This is a genomic window from Desertivirga brevis, assembly GCF_017355835.1.
Map to the genome: position 1 here is coordinate 219,647 of NZ_JAFEWF010000004.1, position 21,174 is coordinate 240,820.

The window sequence follows — 21,174 nt, forward strand, 5'->3', positions numbered from 1 at the left end:
TTTATTACCAATATTAAGCCCCTGTTGGGAAGTTAACTACAAATCGCATTCCGTCAGGAGTAATACCTTCTATACGTACCATACCGTTTCTTGAAGCAGTTAATGCAGTGTTAATATCAGCATCACTATTTACCGACTGCCCGTTAATCCTAAAAATAACCGTGTTTTTCGGAATACCAGCTCTTTCAAAATAACCACCACGTTCTACTCCCGTTACCAGTACACCCCGACTTACGCCGTAATATTGTTTAACATTGGAAGGTAAAGCACCAAACGAAGCACCTAGTTTGCTTTGAAGCGCAGTTGAACTACTTTGGGGGACTGAAGCTGTTTGTTCTCCCTTAAGTGTGACGCTCGTATTAGCTGTACGGCCATTCCTTAAATAAGATAATTGAACTTTATCTCCAGGCCTGTGGCGTGCAATCCTTTCTGAGAATTCGGCGGAGGAAGCTACTTTTGTTCCATCAATACTTTGAATAATATCACCCTCTCTTAAACCAGCACTCGCAGCAGCACTTCCTTGTTGTACTCCAGTAATATACACCCCTTGAACCGAGCCCGGATTTATACCCTGTTGCTTCAACAATTGGTCCTCAGCAGATGGGGCTGGGAAGCTAACGCCCAGGTATCCTCGTCTTACTTCTCCGTAACTTCTCAGGTCGCTAATGATCTTTTTAGCGAGATTAATCGGAATAGCGAAACCATAACCTGCATAGCTTCCTGTTTGGGAAGCGATAGCCGCATTAATCCCTATCAGTTGACCATTAGAATTTACCAGGGCTCCACCGCTGTTTCCTGGGTTTATTGCAGCATCGGTTTGCAAGAAAGACTCAACTGCCGTACTTCCAGCTTGTTCTCCCTGTCTCTGCCTTTGTCCGGGTTCTGCCTGGTCCAGGATACCTATACTACGTCCTTTTGCACTGATAATACCTGCGGTAACTGTTGAGTTTAAGGAAAGTGGATATCCTACAGCCAATACCCATTCACCAACTTGTACCTGATCTGAATTACCAAGCTCAACTACAGGAAGATTACTGCCATTTACCTTTAATAGGGCCAGATCAGTATTCGGATCCCTGCCTATTAGTTTTGCGGTAAAAGACCTTCTGTCGGGTAAAGAAACTTCTATTTGATTAGCGTTCTCAACCACGTGATTATTAGTTACAATATATCCATCTGCAGATATAAGGACGCCGGAGCCTGAAGCTCTCGCAGGAGTGCCTGACTGCCCTCCGCCTCCAAAAAGGTCATCGAAGAAACTTCTTGAAGATTGATTAGATGTATAAGTGGTTTTTATATGAACTACAGCCGGGCTTGCTGCGGCAGCCGCTTGTACGAAGTCGGGTGCTGCAGGTGCCTGAGTGGATCCAGGAAAATTAGCATAGTTTATTTTGTAATTGGTTGCCGGTGTAACGGATACATCATGGTCCCCCTCAAGGTACCGGTAACCACTAATGGCCATGATGGCCGAAACCAAACCAGAAGCAAGCATTAAGCCTGCATATTTTACTATTGTATGTTTCTTCGTGCTCGCCATAGTCAGCTTTGATTTTATATTAAATTATATTCAAATAAACATTAACTAAACAACTTGTTTTAGAAAGTACGATTAGGAACAGACGGCAAATTTATTTATTGGAATTCTGAAAATCAATTTCCTTTAACGATCAATTCTTCCCTTAGGCTTCAGTAGTTTTTTCAATTTTTTACAAACATTCCCCGCTAAGCTACGTCTCATCTAAAACAGAAAGGAAAAATTATGCTAGCTATGAATTATAGAGGGCCCTTCAGGGTCCGACTTGACCAGAAGCCTTATCCTGAGATACTTCACCCTAACGACGCCATCGTACGGGTAACGCGGTCCTGCATTTGTGGTTCCGATTTACACCTGTATCACGGACTAGTTCCTGATACCAGGGTAGGCATGACTTTCGGCCATGAGTTCATAGGTGTGGTGGAGGAAGTAGGACCTTCTGTACAGAAATTGAAAGTAGGAGATAATGTCCTTGTTCCATTTAATATTGCCTGTGGCCAATGTGCTTTTTGTAAGCAAGAGCTTTACGGTAACTGTCACGAATCAAACTCCCAGGCTACTGCTGTAGGTGGTATTTTCGGTTATTCACATACTGCCGGTGGATATGATGGAGGGCAGGCTGAATACGTAAGGGTTCCTTACGCAGATGTTGGTCCTACCGTTATTCCTGCGGATATGGATCCGGACGATGCCGTTTTGTTAACCGACGTGGTGCCTACAGGTTACCAGGCAGCAGAAATGGGAGGGATCCAACCAGGAGATACTGTAGTTGTATTTGGAGCTGGTCCTGTAGGGATAATGGCTGCAAAATGCTCCTGGTTATTTGGAGCTAAACGGGTTATCGTAATAGATCATATTGACTATCGCCTTGAGTTCGTGAAGAACTATGCAAACGCCGAGGTGTATAACTTTAAGTCGCTGGAAGACCCGGTGTTATTTTTGAAGAAAACTACTGATTGGTTAGGTGCCGATGTGTGTATCGACGCTGTTGGTTGTGAGGCTGCTGGAAGTGCCATGCAAACCATTACCGGAAGGAAAACACTAATGCAGGCAGGTTCTGCAACAGCCTTACACTGGGCTATCAACTCGGTAAAAAAAGGAGGTATTGTATCGATCGTTGGCGTTTATGGACCAACGGGCAATCTTATCCCGATTGGTAATGTAGTGAACAAGGGTATCACCATCAGGGCAAATCAAGCATCAGTAAAAAGACTTCTGCCCAGATTGATCGAACATATTCAGGAAGGCCGATTAAGTCCGAAGGATATCATTACCCACCGTGTGCCATTAGAAGAAATTTCTGATGCTTATCATATCTTCTCGCGTAAGCTGGATAATTGTATCAAGCCGGTTTTAATTCCACCATCTGCCAGAGCTTAAATTAATCTACTATGGAAAACACAACAGAATTTAAAAATATAAAAGGTTGGGCCCAGGATGCGGATCCTATCAATGATCCAACCTATCCCATGAAGCATAAAACAGATGAAGAACACAAGGGCTATAATTGGGAGAGACCTCCGCAACAGCTTGCCAATGTGGAGATCCTTCAATCGAACGAACGTCCAAATCTGACGGCTGTTTTTGGTACATCTACGCCACCCTCGGGTTTAAGTGGTCGTATCCGCCGCTATGCATTCCAATACAGCGAGGGGAGCTACGGGCACTGGTTGCCTTTAATCCTGGCCGACAGGGTAAATATGGTCGAAGGGATCATCGACGATCTGAAACGCGGCCATATTCCAAACATTTTTGCCGAAAGAGGCTGGAATGCCGAGTGGAAATACAACCGCGAGGGATTCATTAAAAAAGTGGTTATTGGTACTGTTGCCACAGCTGCTATAATTGCATTGCTAAAAGCACGTAAAAAGTAAAACCCTCCTCATACTATTTTTCCGGGCGGTAAGAGCGATAACCTCTTACCGCCTTTTTATTTTTTTAAGCTGTAAACAGATTTATCGCGGTTGGTTCATTTAATGCAGCACAAATGGGATAGTTGTTTGTTAATCAAACTAATAAAAAACCACTCTTATGAAGAATCAGCTTGTACTTTTACTCTTGGCGGCATTCATGCTTGCATGTAAGCAAGGAAGTTCCACTTCTGAACCAGCCGGTGAAATTGTAGTCGAAGGCGATAGCGCGCAAACCACTCCGGTAAAAGTTAAGCTGCAAACACTTCACGAGAACTTCTCTAATCCCTGGGGAATGGCCTGGCTACCTGATGGTAGATTATTAGTAACAGAACGCTCTGGAGAGATATTGATATTTAAGGACGATAAGTATACGGGACAGAAATTATCGGGGGTTCCGAACGTATATGCCATGGGACAGGGCGGCTTACTCGACATACAAACACATCCAAAATACAATGAAAACGGCTGGATCTACCTTGCCTACGCAAAGCCAGTGGGTGGCGGTGGAGCTACTGCAGTAATGCGGGCTAAGCTTAGAGGAAACGAGCTAGTGGATAAGCAGGAGATCTTTGTGGCTAGTCCGGCAAACTCTGCTGGGATTCACTTTGGAAGTCGCCTGGCTTTTGATAATGAAGGCTACCTGTATATCGTGGCCGGAGAGAGAGGAATAAATGAAAAAGTACAGGAACTAAGTAATGACCTGGGTAAAATCCACAGGGTATTTGATGATGGAAGAGTGCCTCAGGATAATCCCTTTGTGGGAACTGCAAATGCCCGTTCTACTATTTGGAGTTACGGGCATAGAAACCCACAGGGAATGGTATACGACAAAGAAAATAATCGTTTATGGGCTGTAGAACACGGACCAAAAGGAGGAGATGAACTAAATCTTGTAGAGAAAGGAAAGAACTACGGCTGGTCTGTTGTAACTTACGGAATAGGTTATGATGGCCGTCCGATTTCCGATAAAACAGAGATGGAAGGGGTACAGGAGCCTGTGAAATACTGGGTACCATCTCCAGCTCCCTGCGGAATGGCCCTAGTTACTAGCGATAAATATCCAGGATGGAAAGGGAACCTGTTGATTGCCAACCTAGCTTTTAAGTACGTTGGGCGGATTGAGCTGAACGGAACAAGCTTCGTGAGTGAAGAAAAACTGATGGAAAACGTAGCGAGAGTAAGGCACGTAGCTCAAAGTCCGGATGGATTTATTTATGTAATTACTGAAGGGCCAGGGAAACTCATCAAACTCGTACCTTCAAGCTAAATTCCATCATCTTGTCAAGTTAAAATTATCTATTTCCCCCACCTGCTGCTTATTGCTACCTTTGCAGCAATGTATCATGCTGTTATTATTGGGGGAGGTGCCTGTGGATTGATGTGTGCCGTTCAGGCCGGATATCTTGGTAAAAAGGTGCTGGTTTTGGAGAAGGCAGACAAACCCGGTTCGAAGATCCTTATTTCTGGAGGTGGACGCTGCAACTATACCAACCTTTATGCCTCAGCCTCAAACTTTATTTCTGAAAATGAACATTTCTGCAAGTCGGCATTTTCACAATGGACAGTAGAAGATACAGTTAGCTTCTTCGAAACCTACGGAATAACTGGCAGCGAAAAAACATTAGGACAGCTATTCCCTGAAAGCAATAAGGCCAAAGATATAGTAGATGTATTTGTAAACCTATGCGCAGATTTCGATCAAACCATTCTTTGTAATGCTGAGGTGAAATCCGTTGAACAAACAGCAGATGGTGATTTCAAGGTTATATATACAAATGGAGTTAAGACCAGAGAAGTAAGAGTACCTTCAGTAGTGATAGCTTCAGGAGGCTTACCTGTGCAGAAAATGGGAGCCACTGACTTTGGTCTTAAGGTTGCCCGTAATTTTGGTCTTCGTGTTACTAAAACCGCACCGGCACTGGTTCCGCTGACGGTTACCGGAAAGGATGCTGAATGGTTTGCGGCTTTGTCTGGAAATAGTATCTTTTGCAGAGTTAGTAATGATAAGATCAGCTTCGAAGAGAACATATTATTTACACATTGGGGACTAAGTGGCCCTTCTATCCTCCAAATATCGTCTTACTGGCGACCAGGCGAAAGCATTGAGATTGATATGCTTCCACAGCAATCGATCTTAGATTTAATCGAATCTGAAAGACAGGCTAACGGGAAGAAGCTGTTGCTAACTATGCTGTCGCATTTATACACCAAGAAGTTCGCAGAAGCACTCCGTAAGTATCTTCCTATTGATAAAAACCTTGCATCACTAAGTAAAGACGACCTTCACCAAATAGAACATTTTATTCATCATTTCGAAGTAAAACCTGCTGGCGACAAAGGCTACGACCGGGCAGAGGTAATGCGTGGAGGTGTTGCAACTGACGAGCTTTCTTCTAAAACACTGGAGGCTAAGAAGGTGCCTGGCTTATTTTTTGGAGGAGAGTGTGTGGATGTGACCGGATGGTTGGGCGGCTACAATTTCCAATGGGCCTGGGCCAGTGGTTTTGTGATCGCACAAAATATCTAGTTGAGTTAATAATTTGCTTGGTTACCTAGCCGGAAAACATCCCTCAGTTAGCTGTGTTAATATTCTATAAACTTAATTGTATGAAACACTATTTACCCCTCTTTTTAATTTTCACCTTCTTTTCCTGCAATGCATTAAAACCCGAAAATGAGGTGATAGGCCTTGATGGCAATCGTTGGGTTTTAACAGCTATTAAGCATAAGCCTGTAGTTACGAACAAGAATGCTTACCTGGAATTTAGCAAGAAGCAGGAAGTTAGCGGGAAAGTATTTTGCAACTCCATCAAAGGCGATTTTGAGCTTATGGGCAAGGATCAATTGACATTTGATGGTTTGATTTCGACGAAAATGTACTGCGATGGTGTGATGGATCTGGAGAATGAAATGGTATCTAGTTTGGAGAACGTGAAACGATATGCGATTAAGAACCGCATGCTTTATCTCTACAACTCCGACGATGTGCTGCTCACCTTCAAAAAAGGCGATTAATGATTCCAGGATAGTGCTGCTAAATTTCTTCACACTATTCATAATCAAGATTATAATCATCACTTCAATTGTTCTCATAACCATGTTTCCTTATTGCCTGGTGCAAAAATAAGGAGGTTGTGATCCTTTTTTATGGCTCCAAAAGCGCCTTGCGGCCTTTTGCGGAGATTTGCGGCGTTTTGCGGTTAATTGCGGAAGGATTGGTACTTTCTTCGGAAAGTGTTCGGGAAAAGGGGGTACTTTGTTCGGAAAAATGGGGGGTCTTTCCGAACCTGCCTCGAACCTGTCCCGAAGCTGACCCCTGTTTGTCTCAAAATATTTCCCGACATTTGTATCTCATGATTACAGCTAATTCAGATACCATCATAGCCCTTGCCACTCCAACAGGATCTGGTGCTATTGCAGTTATCCGACTGTCGGGACCAGAAGCGATCTCCATCACCAACAGAGTATTTAAAGGGAAAGATTTAAGTAAACAGGCAACGCATACCATTCATTTTGGAACCATACGGGACGGTGAAACGATCCTTGATGAAGTGCTTGTTTCTCTTTTCGTTGCTCCTCAATCATACACCAAAGAGAACGTGGTAGAGATCTCCACTCACGGTTCTATGTACATCATTGAAAGTATCATAAAGCTGATGGTGCGCAACGGTGCAAGAGCAGCAAAACCTGGCGAGTTTACCTTAAGGGCCTTTTTAAATGGAGGGCTAGATCTATCACAGGCAGAAGCAGTTGCCGATTTAATTGCATCTAATTCTGCGGCCTCTCACCAGGTTGCGTTACAGCAGATGCGGGGAGGGTTTTCTAACGAGTTGAAACAGCTTCGGGAGCAGTTGATCAATTTCGCTTCGCTGATCGAATTGGAGCTTGATTTTTCTGAAGAGGACGTTGAATTTGCCAACCGGGATCAGTTAAAGCAATTGATCTTAACCATCACCAATGTTATCCATAAGCTTATCCGTTCCTTCGAGCAAGGTAACGTAATGAAGAACGGAGTGCCGGCGGTTATCGCCGGAAAACCCAATGTGGGCAAATCTACTTTATTAAATGCTTTGCTGAATGAAGAACGTGCAATCGTATCCGACATAGCCGGTACCACTCGCGACACCATAGAAGACGAGCTGACTATTGGCGGAGTATTATTCCGTTTTATTGATACTGCAGGTATCCGCCAAACAGAAGACCTGATCGAAGCAAAAGGAGTGGAGCGCACCCTTGAAAAAATGAAACAAGCCAAGCTGATCATTTACCTGGTAGATCCCTTGCAGAACCTGCAGGATATTAATAAGCAGGTGGAGGAGTTGAGCGAATTACAAATTCCTACGGTTATCGTTGTTAATAAAAGTGACTTACTTAGTCCGCAACAGCAGATCGAACTTGCCATGCTTGATCCGCTTTACATCTCAGCGAAAAACAACCTCGGCATTGAAGAGTTGAAGGGTGAAATCCTACGTAAAGTGAACCTGCACAGTATCAATACAGATGACGTTTTAGTAACAAACGTACGGCATTTAGAGGCCCTCCAACGCACGCAGGATTCGCTGGAAAAAGTGTTATACGGTATAGATAATCCAGTTACCTCTGATTTTCTCGCAATGGACATCAAGCAGGCTTTATATTACCTGGGAGAGATAACGGGAACGGTTACTACTGATGATTTGTTAGATAATATTTTCTCGAAGTTTTGTATTGGAAAATAGTTGCTTAAAATTAGGTAATACAAGCCTAGGGCAAATTTAAAAAAGCCGGTTAACGCTAGTTAAGCGGCTTTTTTACGTTTGGCCAATCTTCATCTACCTAAGCGTTGACATGAAAGTGACATTAAGAAAACGCACCATTCCCGAAGGTCTGAAAGCCTTGTAATTAGACTATCTGAATTCTGTTTTTGAAAAGCTATTATATTAAGACTCTACGCTTAATAATTCCATGTTTTATTCCCCTTCTGGTACTGATTATATTTTTAATCTACATTCCAATTCTTACCTTTAATCCTCATTATTGCATAAAAACGGCCTTATTCAATTTAAATACACTTGAAACCCAGCTGCGCAATGATCAGGTAACGGACAATTTTTAATACGCAATACAGTTTATACTATCATTCAAACGTATATCCCTTGCATGGGAAGGATTGGAAGAAAAGGAATTAATCACCAAAACAAAATAGGAGTGGAGGTAATTAGAATTAAGATTGAAAATAGATCATTCATGGTGTAATAAAGAGTGATAACGATTACTTATTAGCTTCAGATTATCTGATCAACGCTGGTTAAATAAACTCCCGAATCTCTTCAAAAGTCTGGCCTCATCCGTACTTAATGTATCTAAATTTGGCTTGGACAAATCAATGAGATAATAAAAATTTGAAGTATCCACGGTAGTATCATTCTCATCATCCAAACTATTATCATGACTCTCCGTGTACCAGGAAAACGCTTTGTACCCTTTATTCTTATCTTTAAAAAGCCAGGTTATTTTTTCAGAAGAATCACCGGCGTCACCGAATACATCAGCTAATTCCAAAACACAAGTAGAAACATTTTTTTCCTTGTTAAACACAAAAAGTTTGATAGCAGAGGAATTGTATGTAGATGGGGCTCTTGTAATAAGGGCGGTCCTGTTTTTATCAATCGGAAATTTATTACAAGCGAAGTAACCTTCTCCATCATAGTACTGCTCATTAATGTGGCTTCGCAGTAACAATACCTCTGAGCTATCAAGTCTGGTTCCTTTAAACTTATTTGTATTGCTTTCCAGTTCTATAACAGATTGAACTTCTAAAGTGTCGAAGGATATGGATTGGTATTTAGAAAGCAGCATTTGGGATTTGTAGGGCTTCGACATATTTTCCTTTTTATAGTTTCCGATTTTAGGATTAGGCTCACCGCAAGCGAACCCGCAAATTAAGCTTATAAAAAAAAGCACCTGCCTTGCTTGGAAATAATTTAACATAACCATTGTTTGATTTATAAAAAGGATGATAAATACCTACAAATTAAAACATTATAGCAGCATTTGCGTACTGTTCCCCAAATACCCATCCAAGACATCGAACTCCTCATTCCAAAAAAAGAACGACCAATAATAATATCACAAGAGTGCTTATCCAGCACATGAAAAATAAGATAACCCTTCACGTAACTATAACCAATCAATAACTCCCGTTTACAAAAAAAGACTTCTCACTATCCAGATAAGGAAACCCATACCGATCAAAAACATATTCCCAATGTAAATCGAAATCCCCTTTAATATGAACCAATGTGATAAAATTGCAAATACAATTGAATTAACCACATTAAACCACTGGAGCACGATCCAAATCACTATAAGGATAATGGTCGGCAGCCTTTAGCTTACCCAATAACTCCTCTCCACCATGCATCTGAGCAAACTCCATCTCACTACGAAAAATTTCCATACATAAAAGAAGATGATGTCTTCTGTCACCAACCTTGAATTTAATCCCATCTGGCTCATAAAAATCAAACACCAGACACTTACCACCCTCATCCTCATCACCCGGAATCTCACAGGTCTCCCTAGGGTTCAATAAAGCTTGACGCGAAAAGAAACCAATTGTCGTAAATATCCCACAGATCCTTCGTTCAATCAAATTGAAAGAAGTCTCAGTACCCTCATCAGGATTATAATCATGTTTTGAAAAAGCAACCAACTCATACGTACCGAAACGATTAGGCAGAGGACCTGAACCATCAGGATCCAAAAGTTCCATCGTAGCAAAGCCGCACCCCGGGATATGATTCCTAAAATAATACATATCAACAGCACCACCGACAGAAAACGGGATGATAGCATGCCCCACCATATTATGCATCTTACCAAGGACTTCTTCCAATCCCTGAGACTTCAATTCATAATCCTTTTCAAATTCCTCCTCAGAAAAATCCGAAGCGGGTTTAGGTTCGGTTTTTTTGCTGAATAGATTTTTTAAAAAATTGCGCATTTCTGTAATATTAAATGGTATTTGTCTTAAGTTTAATCATTAACTCTCTCTTTATCCGAGCGCCACAATACGAAACAAATTGGATACGCTTAATGTAAAAAGCATCAAATCTTTAAGTGGGCAATTCTGTCTGGATTGCGTTCCTATTGCAGTAGAAAATATCCGAAAATAAGAACTATTTTCTAAAAGTTCTAGGTTGCAATAAAGGGCTGAGAGAATTCTTAGGCAAAACATATGAAGACGAAATAAAGGCAAATCTGGAGAAATTTAAAGAGCAATTGTCTTCTGGAAACTATACAAATAATATGATTACTTTTTTCCTCAATCAACCTATTAAAGACAATTCTAAAAAAAGTGCCTTTTACAAGAAGGTTGAAATTGACATTTTAAAGAAAAGGATCCATATTAATAACGCTATAATGCAGCCCTTGATAATGATTGATTCGAAAAGAGCCTGATTTATTTGCTTCTGTTATCTCAAATATTAGTATATGTACTTCTATTGATTCCGGCATATTTATGCCAAATTCACAGGCCAACCAAACAAACCCCGTAGCACGTACCCGATGAATAAATTGTTACAAAAAATACTGACAAACCTTTTTATTTTGATTATTGTAGTGGGTGGATTATATTGGTTTGCTGAAGCATTCGAGAAAAAAGATCGGATAAGGTTAGATGAAGTGAAGGCCGGCTTTCTATATTCAAAAGGAATTATTACAGGTATCAAGTCTCATAAAGGGCATAGTATTAGAGTAAGATATAAAATAGGGGAGGAGATCTTTGAGACAACAAACGGTTGGGACAGCAATCCTAATAGATTAAGTGTAGGGGATTCCATAAGCTTACGCTATTCTGTGAAAAATCCAGAAAACATTATTACTGAACTGGAGGAGGAATTTTAGCTAAAGGTTATTATAAAACACAATGCTGATACTATCAGATCTTATTGTTAACAAGGCCAAGGCCAATTTGCAAGATATCTGTCGGGAATGGAACTAGCTGATACCGACAAATAGCTCTGTTTTATTAATAACCGTTTTATAGCTCTGAAAATGCCGCTAATGGTCTTGTAATAGTAACTACTAATTCCAAAAGCCACAGTAATATCGAAAAGTAAAATGGATGAATATAAGCCGGAAAAGGCAATCTGGACAGAAGAAGATTTTGACTTGATGGGATGGCACGATACTCCTGTTCACGCTATTTCCTTTAGTGATAACTTTGAACTCCTTTTTGATATCGACTACATCTTTGAATGGGAACTAAAGGGAGGAATCTACAACTTCTGGGTGGCTCCCTGCACTCTACTATTTGAAAATGTATATGATCTCAACTTTGATATCGGGCCATCAACTCCTGGACTTACAATTGATACAATTACCAGAGTTAATCCATGTAAACCACGGAACGGGCAGTATATAAACCGGGAGCTGGAGTTTGATTGGAATATCGAAATGGTGGAAGGGGAGATAGCTTTTAAATCAGTGGGCTTCAAGCAATATATCAGAGCTTTACCCGCTTTTTTAACAACTCAAAAGATTCCAATGGAAAAGCGCGGTGGTGTTTCTTTCAACAGATTCACCTTTTAATATTTATATTGAGGCAGGAATTTTACAACACCAATGTATAGAGCATGCCTTTACTTATCCTTTTTACTCTTTTCAGCTTGCACCAGCAATCCGGAAAGTGATAGGAGAACCTTCCAAGATTCAATCGCCTCTAATGCTGGTTCTTATACAGAATTAGAGGCAGGTCCTTTAAAAAGTAAAGTTCAGGGAATTTGGACAAATGGAACAAGCGAGAATGCGACTTTTGCCATCAGAAAGGACTCCATATTTTATGTCGATCAATTGACATCCTTTAAATATCGGATTTCCGGGGACTCGATCCAAATTTATTACCCGGATTTCCTCTACTCCGGAAAAATAAAGTTCAGGAAAGATACCTTGATATTAAGCTCCGAATATGAGGATACCAGGTTTTGGAGATTTAAAAACTAGTTTAAAGCGAAGAGAAAAATGAGTTTTATAGATCGCTACAATAAGGGGGAGACAATAGGTGTATACTCTGAGATTCTCAGCCTTGGCCAGCAAGCTTTTAGCGAGCAGTATTATATGGATGTTGAGGCAGTTGTCACAGAAATTATGAACCGCGCTGGTTTTAACCTAGGAATAATCCATAATGCTTTGAGAAAGCGTAATTATAATTTTAAGAAAGACAGTCAAAATAATTTTGAAAAACCTCTGATAGAGCCACTAAAGAACGCCACTGAACTTCTTTGTGAACTGGAAAAGGTAGTGGATCCTTTTGGTTCGATTCCACTTTCCCTGAAGTTATTTTACCAGGTTGTTGGTTCCTGTAGTTTTGAATGGGACTATAAAACAAACAAGGATAACCCCTGGGAAGGTGCCGATCCCATACAAATTACTTCTCTGGATAGTCTTGTTGAGCAGGTGACCGATGAGTATTGGAGTGAAGAGATTAGAGGGAATAAAGAGGAGTACGGTGTGCCCTTTCTTGAACTATCCGCTGACTACCTTCATAAGGATAATATTAGCGGAGGGGAGGCATATTCAATAGAAATAACCCCAATAAAAACTGTTGACAGCAGATTTTTATTTGAAGAGAACGGTACATCCTTTATAAATTATTTAAGGATTATTTTTGAGAATTGTGGCTTCGGACGTACTGCTCATCTTGTAGGTCGACCTGATTTTGATTCCTATTTTAAAGAAGTCAGTCCTAAACTTAAACGCATATAAATGTAATGGCAAGAACAAGAATAAAAAACGGCAATATCTATGCAATCACCCTTCCCGGTGATCTAGGTTTCGCGTACGCCAAGTGTATTAAGCTACTAGAAATTTATCCTGATTGCAGCTACCCCATATTGATAAGAGTTTATAACTACCGCACCCCAACCCTAACGACCAACCTTGAGAAGTTTATCTATAAAGATCTGATACTATGTCCTCTCTTAATTGCCGGAATATCTCCAGCGGTAAGGGAAGGGTCTTGGATTCTTGTTGGACATGTTCCGGTTACTGAAGAGGAAACAATTATTCCCCACTACAAAAGGGGAGAACCAGATGATAAGCCTAAAAACTGGTATTATGTTCCCGAGGCGGCTATCAATAAAAAAGTAAAAACACAATTTGATGCTGTAAAACACCTCGAAACGTTAGGTGCTAAGGGATCAGAACTCGTCGGAACAAAGATAGCTATGGCGCTGTTGCAGGATGAAGGAAAAGAGATTACCCAGTTTATTCCTCTGGATGAATTTTATCAAAGGCACTATTATGAGGAGGTTACAAGTATTCCTGCATTTTACAAGCAGCCAAATTTTATGAAAGGAAAGGCTTTGGAATTATAAACCTTGAAAAATTTGAGGTGATTTGCTCTATTAACCTTAGACGATCCTTTATCTTCATTTCTGGATACATGTGAAGATTATTATATTTTCGAGCTAAAGTTCATCTGAGTAGTTTTCAGTGGGTATTTTCTACTAACTTTCATTAAGTTATAGAATGTCAAGTAAAGAAACTTGGTGTGTAGTATAAATTCCTGGACTATTGCTATCAGCAAGCAAAACTTCACTTCCAGAAGGTAACTTTAATATCTCAAGAACCAGATCAAAGCTGCTACGAACCGAAAGGCAGCACAAGGAATTACGCCAGGCAAATTGGTTAGGGTAAATTTATAATGGTAAGTAATTGTTATATTATTTAGGTCAGCAAAGAGAGCCTTGTAATTTATATCTAATCTACCTCTGGGAATCATACATTCTCGCCTTCGGGGTTATACACCTTTTTTCAACACCGGTTTTAACAGGCATCAGAAATAATTTTTAGGAATATACAAATATTTTTTGCTGCGCAAAAAGATTGCGCAGCAGCAGGATTTCTTTGTGACATTAAATATAGAACGATCATGGAAAAAGAAAAGGTCAGCAACAATGAATTAAAAGCTTTAGGAATCAACGATGTGGAGATCCTGGTAAGCTTTAGTCGTGTAGCAAATGGTTTATTAAAGCATGCTGTAATGTCTAAACAAGATATTCTGGCCAATTTTGAAGCCCTAATTGATGACCCACTGCCTTATGCCTTAAAGAAAGGCGGGAAGTTTAAGAACCTTGCCGAAAGCATTATTGCCTTGCGTAAAGAAGGTAAATTTTTAAAGCAACAACGAACTAACTTTAAGCTGAAAGAGGAGATTGCAGATTTCCCGGTTTGGGGATTAGAGCATATTGAAGTAGGTGCCTTAGCGCAAATGCGGACAGCTATCCAATTACCTATCGCGGTAGCAGGTGCATTAATGCCTGATGCTCATCAGGGTTATGGTTTACCTATTGGCGGTGTATTAGCTACTACGGCAAATACCATTATTCCTTTTGCTGTTGGAGTAGATATTGCCTGCAGGATGTGTTTAAGCATCTTTGACCTTCCGGCAGAAACGATTGACAAGGAAAACGAGAAGCTTAAAAATATATTGGTTAATAACACTTATTTTGGAGTAGGATGTACCACCAAATCGTATTTTGACAGTTCCTTATTTGATAGCAAAACATGGAATGAAACTAAAGTGATCCGCTCTTTAAAGGATAAAGCTTATGCGCAGTTAGGAACCAGCGGAACTGGCAATCACTTTGTGGAGTGGGGTGAATTAACTATTGCAGATGGAGCTTTAGATGGAATTCCTGCCGGGAGATATTTAGCCTTATTATCACACTCTGGATCTCGTGGGTTCGGGGGTAGCGTTGCTGATCATTACAGTAAAATCGCCATGACTAAAACCAAGCTTCCCGCCGAAGCTAAACACTTAGCCTGGTTAGATTTAGATAAAGATGAGGGACAGGAATATTGGATCGCCATGAACCTGGCGGGCGAATACGCAAGTGCCAATCATCATGAAATTCATAATAAAATTGCCCTTGCTATAGATCATAAACCATTAATGGTAATTGAAAATCATCATAACTTTGCCTGGAAGGAAAAACTGGCCGATGGTACGGAAGTAATGGTGCATCGTAAAGGTGCAACTCCAGCTGGGGAAGGTGTGTTGGGTATTATTCCAGGATCAATGAGTACACCTGGTTTTGTAGTTCGTGGTAAAGGCGATGCAGCAAGTATTAATTCTGCAAGTCACGGGGCTGGCAGATTAATGAGCCGAAGTGCAGCTTTTAAAACTTTAGACAGATCTGTTATTGCGGCGAATTTGGTGGATAAGCGCATAACTTTAATGGGAAGCGATATGGATGAAGCCCCAATGGCTTACAAGGATATACATGCAGTAATGGCTGCTCAGGAAAATTTAGTGGAGGTATTGGCTAAGTTTGAACCGAGGATTGTGAGAATGGCAGATGCCAGGGAGAAGCCGGAGGATTGAAATAGTAACGTACTAGGCAGGGCGCTTCCTGCTTAGTTGTTATCCTTTTATCTTTTGTTACCTATTATTTTCCCCGTTTCATTTCCTTCAGAACTTCCATCTGGTTTATTCAAAATATAGTCAAATATATCTGCCTCATCAATTTCAACAAGTGCTCCAGCTTTAAGATTTTTAATCTCAAAAGGATTATTTTGTAACACCCCGGATAGTGATCTTGAAGTCCATTTCGTAATTTCTACCCACATCCATTCATTTGAATCATTATCAGTTTTAAAAGGTGCTTTTACAAGGATTGAATATCCCGGAGCTAAGCCTTTATTAAACAAGGTTTTTAATTCCGGCAGTCGTTGACGTGCTTTTTCACTTGTTATTATAATTAAAGAATCATGTGTTATATGAGTTATTGAATCCTTTGCGCCAAATAGATTTGCTACTAAGAAGTTTTGTTCCTCCTGTTGATTCGCATAATTTGGATCTCGAAAGGATATCATAAACTGTTTATTGATATTATCACCTTCTTCTGGTTCAACAGACTGAAGTTTTATTACCGCTTTCTCTTTTGCATTTTGCTTTAAATTTGCTCTTAGTTCATTTCTGACCACATCATTTTTTATTAACCTTAAATCGATAACAAGTGTTGAATCTTCCAGTATAAATGGCTTTTCGGCTAATGTTTGAATTGCAGCATTTATCAGATTGTTATATGTATTCTGGTCACTACATGTGAAGGCTTTGATTGATAGGTCAGGGAGACCAAATTTCTCCATCCCCATGGTTACTCCGCGACAGAATTCGCTCTCCCTATAAAAATGAATTGAGATCTGGTGAACAATATCCTTGTCGGACCCAATGAAATTCTCTACTCTTTTTTCATTCCATGATTTAGAATTAAACCATTCATATGAATTTATATCAGCTACAACTACATTCTTATTTTTTACTAATTCATTCACAAAATTGTTGATCCTTTTTTGCTTGTTGTAAACATCTTTTGTTTCTCCCTTAAATGTAAATGAAATTACATTTTTATAGTTTTGAAGAGCTAACTTCTCTTTGTCTGACAGATCTCTTGCAAAATAGGCTAGGGATGAAAGGTCAGGAGGTGTAAAATCCTTCGATGGTTGATGTAAACTAATGGAATACGAATCGATATTTGATGATTGAGGAATACTATCAAGCTGTTTGAAGCCCACAAGTTTTTCTCTTGCCAATTTTTCCAATATTGCCTTACTAACAGTATCGTTATCAAGAGAATAAATTCCGATATTATTAACAAAATAGCTATTCACGATGCTTGATTTTTCATAAGTACTGCAAGACATCAGTATACTTGAAAATAAGATAAAACAGTATGTCGTTATTTTTAATCTACCAATTCTTAATCTGCATGTGATATTCATTTCTATAATTCTATTGCAATATTAGGCTATGGTTTGCTTGACTAGCCCGATACGATGGTTCTTGCTGTTTAAGCCTCTGGCCAAGTCACCAAAATCTGCTATAAATTTAAGGACTCTGGCCGGTATTTAAAGTAGTACTCGATAGTATATCAGAGTGATTTGGCAGTTTTAGAGTTAAAAAAGGGTTAACCTATTGAATGGTTATCATCCATCATCTTCGAATAGAATATATACTCATAACGCAATTTCAGTTTCCAAATTAAAACTTTTTATAATTCATTTTCACTACGCAAATACCCTGCGCACCGACTCCCAATCTTTGCATCAACAAAACAAAGAAGGAGGTTTAAAATGAAATTTAACCTGTTAAGCAAATTAAAAAACCTGACTATTAACTAGGAAGGAGGAAAAGGTTTTAAGCTAAGGCCAGAAATGGAATTATACACTGCCGTAGTACCCTGGAGCTTGAACGACTCCTTTTACGGAAAAAAATCAAGAGCGTTTGAACCGGTTGCAGTAATCAGGAGACAGAAGCGCAAAAACTTGACCCATTTCTGCACTTAAAGAAAAGGAAACATTAACGATCAAGCAAGGTGCGGTTGTGATTAAAAGCTACAGTCGGACGGTCAATTGTAGGATTAATCCTGGAAGACTTGCCAGGATAGTGTCTTATAAGACACATATCTATTTTTGCAACAGCTTCCAGTTGCAACTAAAAGATTTCCTTATCACTTTTATTGCAAATAAATTTGTTTTGCACCATCCTATATCCAGAATTTTCCCAAATAAAAGGTAAGTAAAAAGGGCTAACATCACTGTCGGGTACGGCCAAAGTAATCAGTAGAACAGGACGCTTATTGTGTTCCAAGGGAAGTGGTAAAATCTGCCAGAACGCATCCTCTCCTTTATATTCATTAAGTATTTTCAGTTTCCCGTTCTTAAGTTCTGTTAGGTAAGAGCTTATTTTGTTTTCGTTTTCAGGGGTAATTGCTAAAATGGAAAGGGTAGAACCTTCATCTATGAGCTTAATATGCTCAGACGCCCATTGATACTTAACCTTTAAACCAAGTTCCTGAATAATTTTATTAGTAAGAGAACTACTTGTTTTCTCTACTGCTCTTATCTTTTCCTCCGTTTTTTTTACCAAGCTAGTACAGTAGTAGAACTTTTCTTTACCTTCCTCTGAAGAGATATTTTCAGGCTTGAATACAGCAATAAAGCTACTTTCAATTGTTGGTTGGTAATATTCTACTCTCACAAATTTCGCTCCGGTAATAAAATTATGAGCGGAATCATAAATGTTTAAAGTATCTAATAAGGTTAAATCAAAATATAGTTGAGCTACTTTTATCGGTAATCGGCTGCGGGTGGTTTCATCCGATTGAAATATGATAGAATCAGCTTGTTCTCCTATTTTCTCAAACATTTTGAAATCAACTTCTTTCAAAAAGGGTAGGGAAACGAAAAATTCATTGGTCTCGGGGAAATATTCTATAGCATCTATATAAATATTTGGAATCATTTTTTTTGTTTTTTCGGCAGCTGTTTTTTTCTGTTTGATAGTATCTTGCTCGTTTTCGGCTAATTCACTTTTCGCTTTTTCAGGACCAGAAGTGCATGAAGCAAAAGCTATTGCAAGAATTAAAGTGTATAAGGTTTTCATGCGGTAATAATACATCAATTACTTTTTTAACCCAAGAACATCTTTTCTAGCTTCCTTTTTCAAATCAAAAAGTTTAATACCTGTTATTTGTAGGTTTAAAAGCGGTCATAGAGATAAGTGGTATCTAAAAATGAAGGTTCACCCTTTGGCTGGTCTTCTATGGTTGCTAAGGATGGCCCTCTGGGGAAAGTATTTACAAATCACTTTTTGGCTGGCCTGCTTTTCATTATTTCCATGGATCAAACTATATTGCAGTTGATAACATGTCACATAAGAAAATCTGTTTAGAATGTCGCCTAAGCTTCAACCGCGAAAGAATCACAAATTTCGGAACGAAGAAAATATGTCCTGAATGTGGCAAGGAAATGATCCTGTTTCCACATCGCTTCCGGCCTCCTAAAAAAAACGATGACGAGAAATGGAAGACTGTTGAATTTCTGGTAGAAAATGGGTTTTATTATCAGCATTTATATAAAGACAGAAGGTATATGAACCTGGATGTTCATGAGAATTATATTACTTATCCTGAGACTTTGAGGGAAGCTAAAGAGTTTGTTGAAAAATACAGGGACCAGGCTAGAAAGAAAAGCTCATGATTGGGGGGCTTTATTTTAAGTAATAGAGATTTATAAAAGATTAACCTTTTATACCATAATGCGACTAAAAATCTATAAAATTATTTTCTGGGTATCTTTGGGTGGCATACCTGTTTTGAACTTTGGAATCATAAATGCTATGGTGAGTTTGAAATACGAAACAGATGCAACGACAGAATGCATTTCAAAAGTAAACGGCCAGAATCTTTGCCAATCCATTCAGACCTATAAAGATTTAAATGGTGTTTGCATCTTTATAATCGCCTTGCTGGCGATATTTAGAAAACGCTTATTGACAGAAGGGAATTAGGGTAAAAGTGGTGGAGCGTTTTGGAAGTCGATTAATTATACTTAAAAAAAGAAAAGACCGGTGACTTTAGAAGAAATAGGGGTAGGCATTATTGTTTTGTTATTTTATATAGGCGTAAAAAGGCTAATTAATTATAATAGGAACCGGTTATATAAAAAAGGCATATCAGTTCTTGCTGAAGTTTTGCGAATTGATGATACAGGGATTAGTATAGATTCTGGAGGTACTGATAGGCAGGTTAAAGATTTAATTTTACTAATTCAAGAAGAAGGACCGTTTAAAGGTAAAAGATTAGCTATAAGACAATCCTTTGACACCCAGGCTCCAGGGCTAGGAGATTCGGTAACTGTTTTGATTGATCCTAAAGCTCCTGACAACGGTTTAATTATCTCACATTAACTCTATCTCAGCCAATAGTATCACTTATCAAGATGGGCACTAAGTTTTTGCATAAGCAGTATCAAATAGAAACTAACACGCCCAAGGAGGCTATTTTTGCCCAAATCAGGCAGAACATACGGAAACAAAAGAGCGGCAAAGAATATTTCCTTTTTAACTATAAGCACGCTAGCATATATGAAAATAGGGTAGAGGTAACAGGAGATATAACTGGCGCAAGACCTTTTTCAACTTCAGGCTCTATTACCTTTGACTTTATACCTACCTCTGATAAGACGCTAATTACCTGTACCATTGTCCCTTATAACAAATATGCAATTTTAATGATGTCCTGCCTGGCTTTCATTTTCATGGTAGGAATAAGCGTAATTCTAGTTACTTCTCTTTGGTATTACCCTGTTAAAGCCCTTGCATTTCTGTCTTTAATTTGGAGTATTTTTATCTTGTTTCCTTACCTGTCTTTGAGGATAACAAGAAAAGCTATGGAAGAAGATTCACTGACTTTTTTACATGATTTGGGCTTAATTAAAGGAAGGGAAACTTGAATAGATTAGTAACAATGAAGAAAGGCTTAACTGCACTAGTAAAAGTAGTTTTTTTAATCGGAGTTCTTTTTGAACCTGCCATTCTCGATATTAAGGAGAATAATGAAAAATTAAGTTGGACTGAAAGCACAATTAAATTTCTTTCTGTTATGTTAAAGGAGTTATTTGCTTCTGTTATCTCAAATATTAGTATATGTACTTCTACTGATTCCGGCATATTTATGCCAAATTCACAGGTCAACCAAAGAAACCCCGTAGCACGTACCCGATGAATAAATTGTTACAAAAAATACTGACAAACCTTTTTATTTTGATTATTGTAGTGGGTGGATTATATTGGTTGCTGAAGCATTCGAGAAAAAAGATCGGATAAGGTTAGATGAAGTGAAGGCCGGCTTTCTATATTCAAAAGGAATTATTACAGGTATCAAGTCTCATAAA

At 39.2% G+C, this 21,174-nt stretch carries 22 protein-coding genes; 17 read left to right on the forward strand and 5 right to left on the reverse strand.

The window, feature by feature from the left end:
- Positions 1–13: 13 nt before the first annotated feature.
- The gene (locus J4N25_RS12880) at positions 14–1,537 is read right to left on the reverse strand and encodes a trypsin-like peptidase domain-containing protein (RefSeq protein WP_242695898.1); all 1,524 of its coding nucleotides are present in this window, start codon (positions 1,535–1,537) and stop codon (positions 14–16) included.
- A 231-nt stretch (positions 1,538–1,768) separates the two neighbouring features.
- Here J4N25_RS12880 and J4N25_RS12885 point away from each other — a divergent pair, with 231 nt between their 5' ends.
- The 6 genes from J4N25_RS12885 (at position 1,769) to mnmE (ending at position 8,165) form a co-directional block, all read left to right on the forward strand.
- Positions 1,769–2,914, forward strand: coding sequence for a zinc-dependent alcohol dehydrogenase (locus J4N25_RS12885; RefSeq protein ID WP_242695899.1), 1,146 nt, complete (start codon positions 1,769–1,771; stop codon positions 2,912–2,914).
- Positions 2,915–2,925: 11 nt separating this feature from the next.
- On the forward strand, positions 2,926–3,408 hold the full coding sequence (locus J4N25_RS12890; protein WP_207422615.1) for a hypothetical protein: 483 nt from the start codon (positions 2,926–2,928) through the stop codon (positions 3,406–3,408).
- A gap of 157 nt (positions 3,409–3,565) precedes the next feature.
- Positions 3,566–4,714 (forward strand): PQQ-dependent sugar dehydrogenase, encoded by a 1,149-nt coding sequence (locus J4N25_RS12895; protein ID WP_207422616.1) that lies wholly within the window; start codon positions 3,566–3,568, stop codon positions 4,712–4,714.
- A gap of 69 nt (positions 4,715–4,783) precedes the next feature.
- Positions 4,784–5,974 (forward strand): BaiN/RdsA family NAD(P)/FAD-dependent oxidoreductase, encoded by a 1,191-nt coding sequence (locus J4N25_RS12900; RefSeq protein WP_207422617.1) that lies wholly within the window; start codon positions 4,784–4,786, stop codon positions 5,972–5,974.
- A gap of 80 nt (positions 5,975–6,054) precedes the next feature.
- Positions 6,055–6,462, forward strand: a complete 408-nt coding sequence (locus J4N25_RS12905; RefSeq protein ID WP_207422618.1) for an META domain-containing protein — start codon at positions 6,055–6,057, stop codon at positions 6,460–6,462.
- A gap of 338 nt (positions 6,463–6,800) precedes the next feature.
- Positions 6,801–8,165, forward strand: coding sequence for a tRNA uridine-5-carboxymethylaminomethyl(34) synthesis GTPase MnmE (gene mnmE, locus J4N25_RS12910; protein WP_207422619.1), 1,365 nt, complete (start codon positions 6,801–6,803; stop codon positions 8,163–8,165).
- 559 nt (positions 8,166–8,724) lie between these two features.
- On the opposite strand, the gene J4N25_RS12915 is transcribed toward mnmE, so the two are convergent.
- Entirely contained in the window at positions 8,725–9,309 is a 585-nt protein-coding gene (locus J4N25_RS12915; protein WP_207422620.1) for a hypothetical protein, read from the reverse strand.
- Between the two features lie 454 nt (positions 9,310–9,763).
- Complete coding sequence (locus tag J4N25_RS12920; protein WP_207422621.1) at positions 9,764–10,432, reverse strand: suppressor of fused domain protein; 669 nt, start codon at positions 10,430–10,432, stop codon at positions 9,764–9,766.
- Positions 10,433–10,998: 566 nt separating this feature from the next.
- Between J4N25_RS12920 and J4N25_RS12925 the strand changes: the two genes are divergently transcribed.
- The 6 genes from J4N25_RS12925 to J4N25_RS12950 all read left to right on the forward strand — a co-directional run bounded on the left by J4N25_RS12925 (position 10,999) and on the right by J4N25_RS12950 (position 15,820).
- On the forward strand, positions 10,999–11,337 hold the full coding sequence (locus tag J4N25_RS12925) for a hypothetical protein (RefSeq protein WP_207422622.1): 339 nt from the start codon (positions 10,999–11,001) through the stop codon (positions 11,335–11,337).
- A 216-nt stretch (positions 11,338–11,553) separates the two neighbouring features.
- Positions 11,554–12,024, forward strand: coding sequence for a hypothetical protein (locus tag J4N25_RS12930; protein WP_207420061.1), 471 nt, complete (start codon positions 11,554–11,556; stop codon positions 12,022–12,024).
- Positions 12,025–12,057: 33 nt separating this feature from the next.
- Positions 12,058–12,435: a hypothetical protein gene (locus tag J4N25_RS12935; protein WP_207420062.1), complete on the forward strand. Its 378-nt coding sequence runs from the start codon at positions 12,058–12,060 to the stop codon at positions 12,433–12,435.
- 18 nt (positions 12,436–12,453) lie between these two features.
- Complete coding sequence (locus J4N25_RS12940; protein WP_207420063.1) at positions 12,454–13,197, forward strand: hypothetical protein; 744 nt, start codon at positions 12,454–12,456, stop codon at positions 13,195–13,197.
- 5 nt (positions 13,198–13,202) lie between these two features.
- The gene (locus J4N25_RS12945) at positions 13,203–13,808 is read left to right on the forward strand and encodes an Imm26 family immunity protein (RefSeq protein ID WP_207420064.1); all 606 of its coding nucleotides are present in this window, start codon (positions 13,203–13,205) and stop codon (positions 13,806–13,808) included.
- 557 nt (positions 13,809–14,365) lie between these two features.
- A complete protein-coding gene (locus tag J4N25_RS12950) occupies positions 14,366–15,820 on the forward strand; it encodes an RtcB family protein (protein WP_207420065.1) in 1,455 nt (484 codons plus the stop codon).
- A 47-nt stretch (positions 15,821–15,867) separates the two neighbouring features.
- Here the strand turns inward: J4N25_RS12950 and J4N25_RS12955 are convergent, their stop codons facing one another.
- Positions 15,868–17,220 (reverse strand): DUF2314 domain-containing protein, encoded by a 1,353-nt coding sequence (locus J4N25_RS12955; protein WP_207420066.1) that lies wholly within the window; start codon positions 17,218–17,220, stop codon positions 15,868–15,870.
- A 712-nt stretch (positions 17,221–17,932) separates the two neighbouring features.
- Positions 17,933–18,883 carry a hypothetical protein gene (locus J4N25_RS12960; protein ID WP_207420067.1) on the reverse strand — a complete coding sequence of 317 codons (951 nt, stop codon included), beginning with the start codon at positions 18,881–18,883 and terminating at the stop codon, positions 17,933–17,935.
- Between the two features lie 263 nt (positions 18,884–19,146).
- On the opposite strand from J4N25_RS12960, the gene J4N25_RS12965 reads away from it, so the two are divergent.
- The 5 genes from J4N25_RS12965 to J4N25_RS12985 are packed head-to-tail and all read left to right on the forward strand — an operon-like array spanning position 19,147 to position 21,005.
- Positions 19,147–19,479, forward strand: coding sequence for a hypothetical protein (locus J4N25_RS12965; RefSeq protein WP_207420068.1), 333 nt, complete (start codon positions 19,147–19,149; stop codon positions 19,477–19,479).
- Positions 19,480–19,537: 58 nt separating this feature from the next.
- Positions 19,538–19,789, forward strand: coding sequence for a hypothetical protein (locus tag J4N25_RS12970; RefSeq protein ID WP_207420069.1), 252 nt, complete (start codon positions 19,538–19,540; stop codon positions 19,787–19,789).
- Positions 19,790–19,849: 60 nt separating this feature from the next.
- Positions 19,850–20,188 (forward strand): hypothetical protein, encoded by a 339-nt coding sequence (locus tag J4N25_RS12975; protein WP_207420070.1) that lies wholly within the window; start codon positions 19,850–19,852, stop codon positions 20,186–20,188.
- A 32-nt stretch (positions 20,189–20,220) separates the two neighbouring features.
- The gene (locus tag J4N25_RS12980; protein WP_207420071.1) at positions 20,221–20,733 is read left to right on the forward strand and encodes a hypothetical protein; all 513 of its coding nucleotides are present in this window, start codon (positions 20,221–20,223) and stop codon (positions 20,731–20,733) included.
- On the forward strand, positions 20,730–21,005 hold the full coding sequence (locus J4N25_RS12985) for a hypothetical protein (RefSeq protein ID WP_207420072.1): 276 nt from the start codon (positions 20,730–20,732) through the stop codon (positions 21,003–21,005). The genes J4N25_RS12980 and J4N25_RS12985 overlap by 4 nt, the downstream gene beginning before the upstream one ends.
- Positions 21,006–21,174: the final 169 nt, after the last annotated feature.